Here is a 14,594-nt window from a genome sequence, read left to right on the forward strand (position 1 = left end):
GACGAGGCCACCCAGACACTTGGGCAGTGCGAGGGAAAAAGAAGGATTCTTATTGTTTGAAGGGAAGGGATTCGAACGGAAGCGAATCAGGTGAGCAGGGTATTTTCCTGAGCGCTGCGGCTCATCTGCTCGAGGATCTGGTCTTGCTGCTGCGGGGTCAGGGTGTCCCAGCAGTGGTGCTTGATGAACAGCCCGGCGCCAAAGGCGACGTACAGCGACAGGGCGACGATGACGAGCGTTTCCAGCCCGACGATAGCCCAGGAACGACTCTTGGACGCGTTGTCCTTGGTTTTCATAACGACCTCATCGAATTAAGAGGGGCAATAGTTTAGTCCCTTAAGCAACTGCCGTGCAGCGCCAGCCGTCGAATGGTCAAGCCTCTTGACCTGAATCCTCGATACAGCCGTTCGCTTCTGCCGGACCGAGCGCGCCCGCAACATTTCCCCACAGCCAGGCCACGGCGGTGCGAATGCACGCCAGGCGCCGCGCTGGTATACTCCGCCGACTGACGGGTCGCTGCAGGCCCTGCCGGTTCCGCTGGCTGTATCGGCCGACCCCGCAATTTCCGCAGCGACGCTTTGTCGCATCGCACGTCCATCGCCGCCGCGCCTGTCGCGCGGCCCGATAACGCCTTCTTGGGGCGTCTATCGACTCAAGGGTCGATCCTCGCTCGCCCGGCTTCGCGCCACAGCTGTGATAAAGAGGAGTTAAAGCAAGACATGTCCACCACGTCGAAGATCATCTACACCCTGACCGACGAAGCGCCCGCCCTGGCGACCTATTCGCTGCTACCCATCGTCGAGGCCATCACCGCCTCCTCCGGCGTCGCCCTCGAAACCCGTGACATCTCCCTTGCCGGCCGCATCATCGCCCTCTTCCCCGAGTACCTGAAGGAAGAGCAGCGCATCTCCGACCACCTCGCCGAACTCGGCGAACTGGCCACCACTCCCGAAGCCAACATCATCAAGCTGCCCAACATCAGCGCCTCGGTGCCGCAGCTCAAGGCCGCGATCAAGGAACTGCAGGGCCAGGGTTACGCCCTGCCGGACTATCCGGACGAGCCCAAGGACGACAAGGAAAAGGACGTCAAGGCGCGCTACGACAAGGTCAAGGGCAGCGCCGTGAACCCGGTTTTGCGCGAAGGCAACTCCGACCGCCGCGCGCCGCTGTCGGTCAAGAACTACGCCCGCAAGCACCCCCATCGCATGGGTGCCTGGAGCGCCGAGTCCAAGTCCCACGTCGCCCACATGGACGCCCATGACTTCTATGGCAGCGAGCGCTCGGCCACCCTCGAGAACGCCGGCAGCCTGAAGATCGAACTGATCGGCAAGGACGGCAGCAGCAAGGTCCTGAAAGAGAAGACCGCGGTCAAGGCCGGCGAGATTGTCGATGCCTCGACCATGAGCCGCAAGGCCCTGCAGAGCTTCATCGCCACCCAGATCGAAGACGCCAAGGCCCAGGGCGTGCTGTTCTCCGTGCACCTGAAGGCCACCATGATGAAGGTCTCCGACCCCATCATGTTCGGCATCATCGTCGGCGAGTTCTACAAGGACGTCCTGGCCAAGCACGAAGCCGCCCTGAAAGAAGCCGGCTTCGATCGCAACAACGGCATCGGCGACCTCTATGCCCGCCTGTCCAGCCTGCCGGAAGCCACCCAGGCCGCCATCAAGGCCGATTTCGACGCCCAGTACGCCCAGCGTCCGGCGCTGGCCATGGTCAACTCCGACAAGGGCATCACCAACCTGCACGTGCCGAGCGACGTCATCGTCGACGCCTCCATGCCGGCCATGATCCGTGACTCCGGCAAGATGTGGAACGCCGAAGGCACCCTGCAGGACACCAAGGCCATCATCCCCGACCGCTGCTATGCCGGCGTCTACCAGGTGGTGATCGAGGACTGCAAGCAGCACGGCGCCTTCAATCCCAGCACCATGGGCAGCGTGCCCAACGTCGGTCTGATGGCACAGAAGGCCGAGGAATACGGCTCCCACGACAAGACCTTCCAGATTCCCACCGACGGCACCGTGCGCGTAACCGACGACCAGGGCAAGGTGGTCTTCGAGCATCCGGTCGAGGCCGGTGACATCTGGCGCATGTGCCAGACCAAGGATGCGCCGATCCAGGACTGGGTCAAGCTCGCCGTCAACCGCGCCCGTGCCAGCGGCACCCCGGCGATCTTCTGGCTGGACCAGAACCGCGCCCATGACGCCCAGGTCATCGCCAAGGTCGAGCGCTACCTCAAGGACCACGACACCAACGGCCTGGACATCCGTGTCCTGGCGCCCGAGGAAGCCACCCGCGTGTCCCTGGAGCGCATCCGCAAGGGCGAGGACACCATCTCGGTGACCGGCAACGTCCTGCGTGACTACCTGACCGACCTCTTCCCCATCATGGAACTGGGCACCAGCGCCAAGATGCTGTCCATCGTCCCGCTGATGAACGGCGGCGGCCTGTTCGAGACCGGTGCCGGCGGTTCCGCACCCAAGCACGTCCAGCAGTTCGTGCAGGAAAACCACCTGCGCTGGGATTCCCTGGGCGAGTTCCTGGCCCTGGCCGAATCCTTGAATCACCTGGGCGAGACCACCGGTAACGCCAAGGCCAAGATCCTGGCCAAGACCCTGGACCAGGCCAACGGCAAGTTCCTCGACAGCAACAAGTCGCCGTCGCGCAAGGCCGGAGAGCTGGACAACCGCGGCAGCCACTTCTACCTGGCGCTGTACTGGATCCAGGCCCTGGCCGAGCAGAGCGACGACGCCCAGCTCAAGGCCCAGTTCGAGCCGGTGGCCAAGTCGCTGACCGCCGACGAAGCCAAGGTGGTCGCCGAGCTGAACGGCGTCCAGGGCCAGGCCGTGGACATCGGTGGCTACTACCATCCCGACCAGACCAAGACCAGCCAGGCCATGCGTCCGAGCGCCACGCTCAACGCCGCCCTGGAACAGCTCAAGGGCTGAACCTGAGGGCTGCGCCCGCCGCCTTTATGGGTGATCACAGCGAACCCCGGCCCTGGCCGGGGTTCGCTGCATTTGGGACCGGCAAAGCTTAAGGCGTATACTGCGCGATTACCGATAGCGGAGTCCGAGATGGATTGGCACGCCCACGTCACCGTGGCCACCGTGGTGGAAGACGCCGGTCGCTTCCTGCTGGTGGAAGAAGAGAAGCAGGGTCGCCTGGTGCTCAACCAGCCGGCCGGGCACCTGGAGCCGGGCGAGAGCCTGATCGAGGCCGCGCGCCGCGAGACCCTGGAAGAAACCGCCTGGCAGGTGGAGATCCAGGGCGTGATCGGCATCGGCCTCTATGTGGCGCCAGCCAATGGCGTCACCTACTACCGCACGGCCTTCCATGCCCGACCCGTGGCCCACGAGCCCGGGCGCGCCCTGGACGCCGACATCACCCGCGCGGTGTGGCTGACGCTCGACGAGATCCGCGCCGAACAGGCGCGGCTGCGCAGCCCCCTGGTCCTGGACGCCATCGAGAAATACCTGGACGGCCACCGCTATCCCCTGTCGATGATCGTAGATATGAGAGGTTTTTGAAGTGAACGGCACCCGCGTCATCGTCGGCATGTCCGGCGGAGTGGATTCCTCGGTCTCGGCCCTCTTGCTCAAGGAGCAGGGCTATCAGGTCGAGGGCCTGTTCATGAAGAACTGGGACGAGGACGACGGCACCGAGTACTGCACCGCCAAGGAAGACCTGGCCGACGCCCAGGCGGTATGCGACCGCATCGGCATCAAGTTGCACACGGCCAACTTCGCCGCCGAGTACTGGGACCACGTCTTCGAGCACTTCCTCGCCGAATACAAGGCCGGCCGGACGCCGAATCCGGACATCCTCTGCAACCGCGAGATCAAGTTCAAGGCCTTCCTCGACTACGCCCTGGCCCTGGGCGCCGACCTGATCGCCACCGGCCACTATGTGCGTCGTCGCGACGTCGATGGCCAGACCCTGCTGCTCAAGGGGCTGGATGCCAACAAGGACCAGAGCTATTTCCTCCACGCCGTGGGCGGCGAGCAACTGGCGCGCACCCTCTTCCCGGTGGGGGAGCTGGAAAAGCCCGAGGTCCGCGCCATCGCCGAACTGCATGGCCTGGCCACCGCGCGCAAGAAGGACTCCACCGGCATCTGCTTCATCGGCGAGCGCCGCTTCAGCGACTTCCTCAAGCAGTACCTGCCGGCGCAGCCGGGCGCCATCGAGACCACTACCGGGGAGGTCATCGGTCGCCACCACGGCCTGATGTACCACACCATCGGTCAGCGCCAGGGCCTGGGCATCGGCGGCATGAAGGACGCCGGTGACGACCCCTGGTACGTGCTGAGCAAGGACCTGGCGCGCAACGTGCTGATCGTCGGCCAGGGCAATGCCCACCCCTGGCTGTTCGCCGAGTCCCTGACCGTCGGCGAGATGTTCTGGGTCAATGACCTGGAGCTCGCCCAGCCGCGCCGCCTCACCGCCAAGGTCCGCTATCGCCAGCAGGACCAGCCCTGCCGGATCGAGCGCCGGGGCGCCGGCTACCGGGTGGTCTTCGACGAACCCCAGCGCGCCGTGACCCCGGGCCAATCGGTGGTCTTCTATGACGGCGACGTCTGCCTGGGCGGCGGCGTGATCGAACACTACCAGCCCGCCTGTGCCGAGGCGCCCGCCGCATGAATCGTACCCAGGAACAACTCATCGCCCTGGGCGGCGTCTTCCAGGCCGCCCTGCTGGTCGACCAGCTGGCGCGTACCGGCCAGGTCACGGAAGAACCCCTGGCCTGTCTGCTCGGCAGCCTGCTGGTACGGGACCCGGGCAGCACCCTGGAAGTCTATGGCGGCAGCGTCGCCCCCCTGCGCGAGGGCCTGGGTGCCCTCTCCAGCACCCTGGAGCGCAATCCCAACAGTCTGCAGCGCGAACCCCTGCGCTATGCCCTGGCGATGACCGCCCTGGAACGCAAGCTGGAGAAGCGCGGCGACCTGCTCGACCTCATCGGCCGGCGCCTCACCCAGATCCAGTCCCAGGTCGAACATTTCGGGGTGGCCCACGAGAACGTCATCGCCGCCTGCGGTGGCCTCTACGAGGACACCCTGAGCACCTTCAAGCAGCGCATCCAGGTGCACGGCGAGATGCGTTATCTGCAGCAGTCCGCCACCGCTTCGCGGGTGCGCGCCCTGCTGCTGGCCGGCATCCGCTCCGCCCGTCTATGGCGGCAGCTGGGCGGTCATCGCTGGCAGCTGGTGCTCAATCGCCGCAAGCTGCTCGACAACCTCTATCCCCTGCGCAACAGCTGATCCCGGACTTGCCGGCGGCGGTACTACAGCCCCGGCCTTTACGTGTAGAATTCCGCCCCTTTCTCCCCCGCTACCAAGAGAATGCCCATGCAGCTCTCCTCGCTCACCGCCGTATCGCCCATCGACGGCCGCTACGCCGGCAAGACCGCCGCCCTGCGCCCCATCTTCAGCGAATTCGGCCTGATCCGTTTCCGCGCCCAGGTCGAGGTCCGCTGGCTGCAGCGCCTGGCCGCCCACGCGGGCATTCCCGAGGTCGCACCCTTCTCCGCCGAGGCCAATGCCCTGCTGGACAAGCTCGCCACCGACTTCAGGGTCGAGCAGGCGCAGCGGGTCAAGGACATCGAGCGCACCACCAACCACGACGTCAAGGCCATCGAGTACCTGCTCAAGGAAGAGGTCGCGGGCCTGCCGGAACTGGCCGCGGTGAGCGAATTCATCCACTTCGCCTGCACCTCCGAGGACATCAACAACCTGTCCCACGCCCTGATGCTGCGCGAAGGCCGTGATCAGGTACTGCTGCCGCTGATGCGCCAGATCGCCGGCGAGATCCGCGTGCTGGCCCATCGCTTCGCCGACGTGCCCATGCTGTCGCGGACCCACGGGCAGCCCGCCTCCCCCACCAGCCTGGGCAAGGAACTGGCCAACGTGGTCTATCGCCTGGAGCGCCAGATCGAGCAGATCGCCGCCATCCGCCCGTTGGGCAAGATCAACGGCGCCGTGGGCAACTATAACGCCCACCTGTCCGCCTACCCGGACGTCGACTGGGAGGCCAATGCGCGTACCTTCATCGAAGACGACCTCGGCCTGACCCTGAATCCCTACACCACCCAGATCGAGCCGCACGACTACATCGCCGAGCTGTTCGACGCCATCGCCCGCTTCAACACCATCCTGATCGACTTCGACCGGGACATCTGGGGCTACATCTCCCTCGGCTACTTCAAGCAGAAGACCGTGGCCGGCGAGATCGGCTCCTCGACCATGCCGCACAAGGTCAACCCCATCGACTTCGAGAACTCCGAAGGCAACCTGGGCATCGCCAACGCCATCCTCCAGCACCTGGCCAGCAAGCTGCCGATTTCCCGCTGGCAGCGCGACCTGACCGATTCCACCGTGCTGCGCAACCTGGGTACCGGCCTGGCCCACGGCGTGATCGCCTACGAAGCCACTCTCAAGGGCATCGGCAAGCTGGAACTCAACGCCGCGCGCATCGCCGAAGACCTGGACGCTTGCTGGGAAGTCCTGGCCGAGCCGGTACAGACCGTGATGCGTCGCTATGGCGTGGCCAACCCCTACGAGAAGCTCAAGGAGCTGACCCGCGGCAAGGGCATCAGCGCCAGCGCCCTGCAGGACTTCATCGACGGCCTGGAAATTCCCGAGGCCGCCAAGGCCGAGCTGCGCCAGCTGACCCCGGCCGGCTATATCGGCAACGCCGCCGAGCAAGCCCGTCGGGTCTGAGCACCTGCCCACGATCTGCTGCGCGTCGGCCAAACGGCGTTGAAAAGGCCCTGGGTCGCCAGCCCGGTCGGAATGCTCATTTACCACTCGTAAACTCGTTCGCGAGCGCGGTCCGCTTCCTCAGGCCTTTTCGCCTTGTTTGACTCTAGCTCGCAAGATCGTAAACAGGTTCTGAGGCTGCCTACTTTTCTACGCCCGGCCTCGCCGGGCGTTTTTCATTGCGCGAGGTGTGCATGAACCCGGATCAACCCCTGCAACTGCTCGGCGGCCTGACCGCCCGAGAATTCCTCCGCGACTATTGGCAGCAGAAACCCCTGCTGATCCGCCAGGCCCTCCCGGACTTCCAGAATCCCCTGGAGCCCGATGAACTGGCCGGCCTGTCGCTGGAAGAGGAAATCGAATCCCGCCTGATCATCGGCCAGGACCGCACCTGGGAACTGCGCCGCGGCCCGCTGCCGGAAGAGACCTTCGCCGGGCTGCCCGAGCGGGACTGGACCCTGCTGGTGCAGTCGGTCGACCAGTTCGTTCCCGAGGTGGCCGAGGTGCTGGAGGCCTTCCGCTTCCTGCCCAGCTGGCGCGTCGACGACATCATGGTCAGCTATGCCGCCCCCGGTGGCGGTGTCGGTCCGCACTACGATCACTATGACGTCTTCCTGCTGCAGGGCCATGGCCGCCGCCGCTGGCGCATCGGTCAGCAGTGCAGCGCCGACAGCCCGCTGATCGACGGCCTGGAGCTGAAGATCCTCGCCGATTTCCAGCGGGCCGACGAATGGGTCCTGGAACCGGGCGACATGCTCTACCTGCCGCCGGGTCTGGCCCACGACGGCATCGCCGAAGACGAGTGCATGACCTACTCCATCGGCTTCCGCGCGCCCAGCGCCGGCGAGGTGCTCACCCACTTCACCGACTTCCTCGCCCAGTTCATCCCCGAGGACGAGCGCTACAGCGACGCCGGTTGCGCCCCGGCCAGCGAGCATCCGGCGGAGATCCCGCCCGAAGCCATCGAGCGCCTGCGTGGTCTGATGGAGCGCCACCTGAGCGACGATCGCCTGTTGCTGGCCTGGTTCGGCCAGCACATGACCGAGCCGCGCTACCCGGAGCGGGTCGCCGGGGAAAACCTCAGCGCCAAGCAGCTGCGCAAGGAACTCGACGAAGGCGCCCTGCTGATGCGCAACCCCAGCGGTCGCATCGCCTGGAGTCGCCTGGAGGACGAGGTGATGGTCTTCGCCAGCGGCCAGAGCCGCCTGCTGCCCATGCGACTGCAACCGCTGCTCGACCTGCTATGCTCGGCGGAGGTCCTGCACGAGGCCAACCTCGCGCCCTGGCTGCAGGACGACGATGCCATGCGCCTGATCCGCGAACTGCTCCAGCAGGGCAGCCTGATCTTCGCCGGAGAAGACGACGACGAGTGAGAGGGAGCCGCCGTGGACGAGTCCTTTGCCGATCTGACCCTGGACGCCTTGCCCGAACCTCAGCTCGGCCAGGACCTCGCCCTGCGACTGGAAGGCCTGGACGCCCTGCGTGAGCACGGTGTCCGCCTCATCGCTCAAGCCAGTCGTCAGCTGTGTATCCAGACGCCTGACCTGGAAGCGCCCCTCTACGACAACCTGGACGTCGAGGCGGCGATCAAGGGCCTGCTGCTGGGCAATCCACGGCATCAGGTACGCCTCCTGATCAACGACAGCGCCCTCGCCATGCGCCAGGGCCACCGCCTCATCGCCCTGGCGCAGCGCCTGACCAGCAATCTGCTGATCCGCCGGCCACCGGCCGATCGGCAACCGGAAGGCAGCTGCCTGATCATCGACGACCAAGCCCTGCTGCGCCGCACGGGCAGCGCTCCCACGGGCTTCGTCCGCTATGGCGACCGCGCCGCCGTCAAGGTCCAGCAGCAGGTCTTCGATCGTCTCTGGGCCATCAGCCAGCCGGATCAGGAACTGCGGAGGATGGTGCTGTGAAACGCCTGCTGGCGCTCTTGCTGCTGTTGACGAGCACCGCCTGGGCCACCCCGCGCACCGAGGTCATTCCCCTGCAGTACCGCACTGCCGACGATCTCCTGCCCACCCTGCAATCCGTCCTCGGCAGCGAAGGCAAGATCAACGTCTATGGCAATCAGCTGATCGTCAATGCCGAGCCGGCCAAGCTGGCCGAGATCAAGAATCTGCTGGCTCAGTTGGATACCCAGCCACGGCGTCTGCTCATCACCCTGGCTACCCGCGCCGGCAGCTCGGGTGCCAGTCAGGGGTACTCGGTAAACGGCAACGTGGGCTCGCCCCAGGTGCGCATCATCGAGGACAGCACCGACCAGAAGGAGGATGGCGCCCAGCGCGTCCAGGCGACCGAGGGCTATCCCGCCTTCATTCGCTTCGGTGAAGACGTCCCGGTCACCACTTACCAGACCTCTCCCTATGGGCAGAGCTACGCCCAGACTGATTACCGCCGCCTCGAACGGGGTTTTCAGGTCACCGCCCGTCTGAGCGGCAACGTGGTGCATCTGGACATCAGCAGCGTCGATGATCGCGCCGCGGCCATGGGTCCGGGCACGGTACGGACCCAGAGCGCCGCTACCCGCATCAGCGGTCCGCTCGGGCAATGGCTGGATCTGGGGGGCCTCCGACAGCAGGTCGAGGGCGACCAGAATGGACTCACCCGCTACTACTCGACCGTGGGTCATGACGACCGTCAACTGAGCGTTCGCGCTGATCTCATCGACTAGCGAACCGGCGAATGGCGAGAACTCCTGCTGCCGCTGGCAATCTAGGTTTCATGAACAAAGGGATGTTATTTGAGAATAATTCTTATGTTCATTCTCAAATAAACCGGAAGTTCCGTTTAGTTTGATTCAAAGCAGTCCAATAGAATCTTTTTGGACCAATAAATTTACAGAATGAATCGATAGAGCATAAAATCTGTCTGCCTTGCGACACCGTGTCGCACTGATAGCGCCTGATACCCAATAATTAAGGATTCAAAGCATGTCTGAGTCGATCAGCCTACTGACCCACAACTGGAGCTTCGCGGTATTTCTCCTGGGCGTGGTCGGTCTGATCGCCTTCATGCTGGGAGTCTCGAGCCTGCTCGGCAGCAAAGCCGTGGGCCGTAGCAAGAACGATCCCTTCGAGTCCGGCATCGTCCCCACCGGGGGTGCCCGTCTCCGTCTCTCTGCCAAGTTCTACCTGGTCGCGATGCTCTTCGTGATCTTCGATGTCGAAGCCCTCTTTCTCTTCGCCTGGTCGGTCTCCATCCGTGAATCGGGATGGGCCGGCTTCGTGGAAGCCTCCATTTTCATAGCAATTCTGTTGGCGGGTCTTGTCTACCTGTGGCGAATCGGAGCGCTCGATTGGGCGCCTGCGAGCCGTCGCGAGCGGCAGGCGAAGTCGAAACAATGAGGCTTTGGCAATGCAATACAATCTTACCCGGATCGATCCCGATGCGGCAGTAGACCGCTATCCGGCCGGCCAACGGGAAACCGTTGCCGACCCCATGGAAAGTCAGGTCAACCGCAGCATCTTCATGGGCAAGCTCGAAGATGTCCTGCGGGGCGCGGTCAATTGGGGACGCAAGAATTCCCTCTGGCCCTACAACTTCGGCCTGTCCTGCTGCTACGTGGAAATGACCACCGCCTTCACGGCGCCCCACGACATCGCCCGCTTCGGCGCCGAAGTCATCCGGGCATCGCCGCGTCAGGCCGACTTCATGGTCATCGCCGGCACCCCCTTCATGAAGATGGCCCCGGTCATCCAGCGCCTGTACGAGCAGATGCTGGAACCCAAGTGGGTGATCTCCATGGGCGCCTGCGCCAACTCCGGCGGCATGTACGACATCTACTCGGTCGTTCAGGGCGTGGACAAGTTCCTGCCCGTCGACGTCTATGTGCCCGGCTGCCCGCCGCGTCCCGAAGCCTTCCTTCAGGGCCTGATGCTCCTGCAGGACTCCATCGGTGAAGAGCGCCGCCCCCTTTCCTGGGTGGTGGGTGACCAGGGTATCTACCGCGCCGAGATGCCTTCGCAGCGCGAGCAGAACCGTGAGCGCCGCATCCAGGTCACCAACCTGCGCAGCCCAGACGAAGTGTAAGTCCCTTCCGGGACCTGCACGCTGACGACGATCGATTAGCGACGGAACATCATGACCGCAGACACCGCTCTGTCCGCCTCTGTGCTCGCCCCTGCCGGCGAAGCGTCGGTGGTTGGCGAACTCCAGGGCCAATTCGGCGCCGACGCCCTGACCCTGCAAGACACCCGTACCGGCATGCCGGTGATCTGGGTGGCGCGCGAAAGAATCATCGAAGTACTGCGCTTCCTGCGCAACCTGCCCCGCCCCTACGTCATGCTCTATGACCTGCATGGCGTGGACGAACGCCTGCGGACCCACCGCCGCGGCCTGCCCAACGCGGACTTCACCGTTTTCTACCACCTGCTGTCCATCGACCGTAACAGCGATGTGATGCTCAAGGTGGCCCTGTCCGCCAACGACCTGCACCTGCCCACCGCCACCGGCATCTTCCCCAATGCCAACTGGTACGAGCGGGAAGTGCTGGACATGTACGGCATCCACTTCGACGGTCACCCGCTGCCCAAGCGCATGCTGATGGCCGACAACTGGCAGGGCCACCCGCTGCGTAAGGACTATCCGGCGCGGGCCACCGAGTTCGATCCCTATGCGCTGAACGCCGCCAAGCAGGATCTCGAACAGGAAACCCTGAGATTCAAGCCCGAAGAGTGGGGCATGAAGGAACATGCGGAAAATTCCGACTTCATGTTCCTCAACCTGGGCCCGAACCACCCCTCGGCTCACGGGGCCTTCCGTATCATCCTGCAGCTGGACGGCGAAGAGATCGTCGACTGCGTACCGGAGATCGGCTACCACCACCGTGGCGCCGAGAAGATGGCCGAGCGCCAGTCCTGGCACAGCTACATCCCCTACACCGACCGGATCGACTACCTCGGCGGGGTGATGAACAACCTGCCCTACGTCCTCTCGGTGGAAAAACTCGCCGGCATCAAGGTGCCGGCGCGGGTCGACTTCATCCGCGTGATGATGGCCGAGTTCTTCCGCATCAACAGCCACCTACTGTTCCTGGGTACCTATATCCAGGACGTCGGCGCCATGACCCCGGTGTTCTTTACCTTCACCGACCGCCAGCGCGCCTACAAGGTGATCGAGGCCATCACCGGCTTCCGCATGCACCCCGCCTGGTTCCGCATCGGCGGCGTCGCCCACGACCTGCCGCGTGGCTGGGACAAGCTGGTCCGCGAATTCCTCGACTGGATGCCCAAGCGCCTGGACGAGTACGAAAAGGCCGCGATGAAGAACAGCATCCTCATCGGCCGGACCAAGAACGTCGCCGTCTACAACACCAAGGAAGCCCTGGAGTGGGGTGTCACCGGCCCCAACCTGCGCGCGACCGGTCTCGATTTCGACCTGCGCAAGGCCCGTCCCTACTCCGGCTACGAGAACTTCGAATTCGAAGTGCCCATCGCCCATAACGGTGACTGCTACGACCGCGGCATGCTGCGCGTCGAGGAGATGCGCCAGAGCCTGCGCATCATCGAGCAGTGCCTGCAGCACATGCCCGAAGGCCCGTACAAGGCGGATCACCCGCTCACTACGCCGCCGCCCAAGGAGCGCACCCTGCAGCACATCGAGACCCTGATCACCCACTTCCTGCAAGTGTCCTGGGGTCCGGTGATGCCGGCCGGCGAAGCCTTCCAGATGATCGAGGCGACCAAGGGCGCCAACAGCTATTACCTGACGAGCGATGGCAGCACCATGAGCTACCGCACCCGCATCCGGACGCCGAGCTTCCCGCACCTGCAGCAGATCCCGGCCGTCATCCGCGGCAGCATGGTGTCCGACCTGATTGCCTACCTGGGCAGTATCGACTTCGTCATGGCCGACGTGGACCGCTGAGCATGAGCACCGAAACCCTGATCCAAACCGACCGTTTCGTCCTGAGCGAAACCGAGCGCTCGGCCATCGAGCACGAGATGCATCACTACGAGGACCCGCGCGCGGCGTCCATCGAAGCCCTGAAGATCGTCCAGAAGGAACGTGGCTGGGTGCCGGATGGCGCCATCTATGCAATCGGCGAGGTGCTGGGCATTCCCGCCAGCGACGTCGAGGGCGTGGCGACCTTCTACAGCCAGATCTTCCGCGTGCCGGTCGGCCGCCACATCATCCGCGTGTGCGACAGCATGACCTGCTACATCGGCGGCCACGAATCCGTGGTCGGCGAGATCCAGCGCCAGCTGGGCATCGGCCTGGGCCAGACCACCACCGACAGCCGCTTCACCCTGCTGCCGGTCTGCTGCCTGGGCAATTGCGACAAGGCCCCTGCGCTGATGATCGACGACGACACCCATGGCGATGTCCAACCTGCGGGCGTGGCCAAACTGCTGGAGGGATACGCATGAGACTGACCTCCTTCGGGCCTGCCAACAGCATCGCCCGTACTCCCGAGACCCATCCCCTGACCTGGCGCCTGCGTGAAGACGGCGCCCCGGTCTGGCTGGAGGAATACCAGGCGAAGGACGGCTACGCCGCGGCGCGCAAGGCGCTGACCGAGCTGGCGCCCGACGCCATCGTCCAGGAAGTCAAGGACTCCGGCCTCAAGGGCCGCGGCGGTGCGGGCTTCCCCACCGGCGTCAAGTGGGGCCTGATGCCCAAGGACGAATCCCTCGATATCCGCTACCTGCTGTGCAACGCGGACGAGATGGAGCCCAACACCTGGAAGGACCGCCTGCTCATGGAGCAGCTGCCGCACCTGCTGGTGGAAGGCATGCTGATCAGCGCCCGGGCGCTCAAGGCCTATCGTGGCTACATCTTCCTGCGTGGCGAATACGTCGACGCCGCCGCCAACCTGCGGCGCGCCGTGGAAGAAGCCAAGGCCGCCGGCCTGCTGGGCAAGAACATCCTGGGCAGCGGCTTCGATTTCGAGCTGTTCGTCCACACCGGCGCCGGTCGCTACATCTGTGGCGAAGAGACCGCGCTGATCAACTCCCTGGAAGGCCGTCGCGCCAACCCGCGCTCCAAGCCGCCCTTCCCCGCCGCCGTCGGCGTCTGGGGCAAGCCGACCTGCGTCAACAATGTCGAGACCCTGTGCAACGTGCCGGGCATCGTCGCGGGCGGCGTGGACTGGTACAAGAGCCTGGCCCGCGAAGGCAGCGAAGACATGGGCACCAAGCTCATGGGCTTCTCCGGCAAGGTGAAGAATCCCGGCGTCTGGGAATTGCCGTTCGGCATCACCGCCCAGGAGCTGTTCGAGGACTATGCCGGCGGCATGCGCGACGGCTTCAAGCTGAAATGCTGGCAGCCCGGTGGCGCCGGTACTGGCTTCCTGCTGCCCGAGCACCTATCGGCGCAGATGTATGCCGGCGGCATCGGCAAGGTCGGCACCCGTATGGGCACCGGTCTGGCCCTGGCCGTGGACGACAGCGTCAACATGGTCTCGCTGCTGCGCAACATGGAAGAGTTCTTCGCCCGGGAATCCTGCGGCTGGTGCACGCCCTGCCGCGACGGCCTGCCCTGGAGCGTCAAGCTGCTGCGCAGCCTGGAGAAGGGCGAAGGCCAGCAGGGCGATCTCGATACCCTGCTGCAGCTGGTCAACTTCCTCGGCCCAGGCAAGACCTTCTGTGCCCATGCACCGGGCGCCGTCGAGCCCCTGGGTAGTGCCATCAAGTATTTCCGCGAGGAGTTCGAGGCCGGTGTGCGCAAGGCGCCCAGTGAACCTCGGCCGACTGCCTCCGCGACCGTGATCTGACGTTTGGCCCCCTTAGGGGCCGAACCTATCGCTTGCTGGCCGGGCCCGACCTGGCCGGCGCTGCCACTGGCGACCGCCAGGGCGGCGCGAACGTTTTCCCATTAGCCAGACCCGCCCTG

The 14,594-nt window shown here is 64.8% G+C and carries 14 protein-coding genes; 13 read left to right on the plus strand and 1 reads right to left on the minus strand.

Translation table 11 applies throughout. The features are described 5' to 3' along the window. Positions 1 to 86 precede the first annotated feature (86 nt). Positions 87 to 296 carry a hypothetical protein gene (locus tag RCF34_RS03355; protein ID WP_007158876.1) on the minus strand — a complete coding sequence of 70 codons (210 nt, stop codon included), beginning with the start codon at positions 294 to 296 and terminating at the stop codon, positions 87 to 89. A gap of 423 nt (positions 297 to 719) precedes the next feature. Here RCF34_RS03355 and RCF34_RS03360 point away from each other — a divergent pair, with 423 nt between their 5' ends. The 13 genes from RCF34_RS03360 (at position 720) to nuoF (ending at position 14,475) form a co-directional block, all read left to right on the plus strand. Beyond that, complete coding sequence (locus RCF34_RS03360) at positions 720 to 2,951, plus strand: NADP-dependent isocitrate dehydrogenase (protein WP_308706898.1); 2,232 nt, start codon at positions 720 to 722, stop codon at positions 2,949 to 2,951. Positions 2,952 to 3,080: 129 nt separating this feature from the next. Further along, complete coding sequence (locus tag RCF34_RS03365; RefSeq protein WP_308706899.1) at positions 3,081 to 3,533, plus strand: NUDIX hydrolase; 453 nt, start codon at positions 3,081 to 3,083, stop codon at positions 3,531 to 3,533. 1 nt (position 3,534) lies between these two features. Then, the gene (mnmA, locus tag RCF34_RS03370; protein ID WP_308706900.1) at positions 3,535 to 4,644 is read left to right on the plus strand and encodes a tRNA 2-thiouridine(34) synthase MnmA; all 1,110 of its coding nucleotides are present in this window, start codon (positions 3,535 to 3,537) and stop codon (positions 4,642 to 4,644) included. After that, the gene (gene hflD / locus RCF34_RS03375) at positions 4,641 to 5,261 is read left to right on the plus strand and encodes a high frequency lysogenization protein HflD (RefSeq protein ID WP_308706901.1); all 621 of its coding nucleotides are present in this window, start codon (positions 4,641 to 4,643) and stop codon (positions 5,259 to 5,261) included. The genes mnmA and hflD overlap by 4 nt, the downstream gene beginning before the upstream one ends. Positions 5,262 to 5,348: 87 nt before the next feature. Continuing rightward, on the plus strand, positions 5,349 to 6,719 hold the full coding sequence (purB, locus tag RCF34_RS03380) for an adenylosuccinate lyase (RefSeq protein WP_308706902.1): 1,371 nt from the start codon (positions 5,349 to 5,351) through the stop codon (positions 6,717 to 6,719). 233 nt (positions 6,720 to 6,952) lie between these two features. Next, complete coding sequence (locus RCF34_RS03385; protein ID WP_308706903.1) at positions 6,953 to 8,131, plus strand: cupin domain-containing protein; 1,179 nt, start codon at positions 6,953 to 6,955, stop codon at positions 8,129 to 8,131. Between the two features lie 12 nt (positions 8,132 to 8,143). Then, positions 8,144 to 8,674: a histone acetyltransferase HPA2 gene (locus RCF34_RS03390; RefSeq protein ID WP_308706904.1), complete on the plus strand. Its 531-nt coding sequence runs from the start codon at positions 8,144 to 8,146 to the stop codon at positions 8,672 to 8,674. Further along, on the plus strand, positions 8,671 to 9,432 hold the full coding sequence (locus tag RCF34_RS03395) for a secretin N-terminal domain-containing protein (protein WP_308706905.1): 762 nt from the start codon (positions 8,671 to 8,673) through the stop codon (positions 9,430 to 9,432). Before RCF34_RS03390 ends, RCF34_RS03395 begins: the two co-directional genes overlap by 4 nt. Positions 9,433 to 9,691: 259 nt before the next feature. Next, positions 9,692 to 10,105: an NADH-quinone oxidoreductase subunit A gene (locus RCF34_RS03400; protein ID WP_007158885.1), complete on the plus strand. Its 414-nt coding sequence runs from the start codon at positions 9,692 to 9,694 to the stop codon at positions 10,103 to 10,105. A 10-nt stretch (positions 10,106 to 10,115) separates the two neighbouring features. After that, positions 10,116 to 10,790 carry an NADH-quinone oxidoreductase subunit B family protein gene (locus RCF34_RS03405; RefSeq protein ID WP_059315327.1) on the plus strand — a complete coding sequence of 225 codons (675 nt, stop codon included), beginning with the start codon at positions 10,116 to 10,118 and terminating at the stop codon, positions 10,788 to 10,790. A 51-nt stretch (positions 10,791 to 10,841) separates the two neighbouring features. Further along, the gene (gene nuoC / locus RCF34_RS03410) at positions 10,842 to 12,626 is read left to right on the plus strand and encodes an NADH-quinone oxidoreductase subunit C/D (protein ID WP_308706906.1); all 1,785 of its coding nucleotides are present in this window, start codon (positions 10,842 to 10,844) and stop codon (positions 12,624 to 12,626) included. Positions 12,627 to 12,628: 2 nt separating this feature from the next. Continuing rightward, positions 12,629 to 13,129: an NADH-quinone oxidoreductase subunit NuoE gene (gene nuoE / locus RCF34_RS03415; protein ID WP_187979635.1), complete on the plus strand. Its 501-nt coding sequence runs from the start codon at positions 12,629 to 12,631 to the stop codon at positions 13,127 to 13,129. Beyond that, a complete protein-coding gene (nuoF, locus tag RCF34_RS03420) occupies positions 13,126 to 14,475 on the plus strand; it encodes an NADH-quinone oxidoreductase subunit NuoF (RefSeq protein WP_093252346.1) in 1,350 nt (449 codons plus the stop codon). The genes nuoE and nuoF overlap by 4 nt, the downstream gene beginning before the upstream one ends. Positions 14,476 to 14,594: the final 119 nt, after the last annotated feature.

This window comes from Pseudomonas sp. 102515 (assembly GCF_031085165.1).
Taxonomy (GTDB): domain Bacteria; phylum Pseudomonadota; class Gammaproteobacteria; order Pseudomonadales; family Pseudomonadaceae; genus Chryseomonas.

What these genes read in the sequence shown, in the direction of transcription:
- RCF34_RS03365 (WP_308706899.1), top strand. Translation starts at nt 3,081, where the DNA reads ATGGATTGGCACGCCCACGTCACCGTGGCCACCGTGGTGGAAGACGCC.
- RCF34_RS03360 (WP_308706898.1), top strand. Translation starts at nt 720, where the DNA reads ATGTCCACCACGTCGAAGATCATCTACACCCTGACCGACGAAGCGCCC.
- RCF34_RS03355 (WP_007158876.1), bottom strand. Translation starts at nt 296, where the DNA reads ATGAAAACCAAGGACAACGCGTCCAAGAGTCGTTCCTGGGCTATCGTC.
- nuoF (WP_093252346.1), top strand. Translation starts at nt 13,126, where the DNA reads ATGAGACTGACCTCCTTCGGGCCTGCCAACAGCATCGCCCGTACTCCC.
- purB (WP_308706902.1), top strand. Translation starts at nt 5,349, where the DNA reads ATGCAGCTCTCCTCGCTCACCGCCGTATCGCCCATCGACGGCCGCTAC.
- RCF34_RS03385 (WP_308706903.1), top strand. Translation starts at nt 6,953, where the DNA reads ATGAACCCGGATCAACCCCTGCAACTGCTCGGCGGCCTGACCGCCCGA.
- RCF34_RS03400 (WP_007158885.1), top strand. Translation starts at nt 9,692, where the DNA reads ATGTCTGAGTCGATCAGCCTACTGACCCACAACTGGAGCTTCGCGGTA.
- nuoC (WP_308706906.1), top strand. Translation starts at nt 10,842, where the DNA reads ATGACCGCAGACACCGCTCTGTCCGCCTCTGTGCTCGCCCCTGCCGGC.
- hflD (WP_308706901.1), top strand. Translation starts at nt 4,641, where the DNA reads ATGAATCGTACCCAGGAACAACTCATCGCCCTGGGCGGCGTCTTCCAG.
- RCF34_RS03405 (WP_059315327.1), top strand. Translation starts at nt 10,116, where the DNA reads ATGCAATACAATCTTACCCGGATCGATCCCGATGCGGCAGTAGACCGC.
- nuoE (WP_187979635.1), top strand. Translation starts at nt 12,629, where the DNA reads ATGAGCACCGAAACCCTGATCCAAACCGACCGTTTCGTCCTGAGCGAA.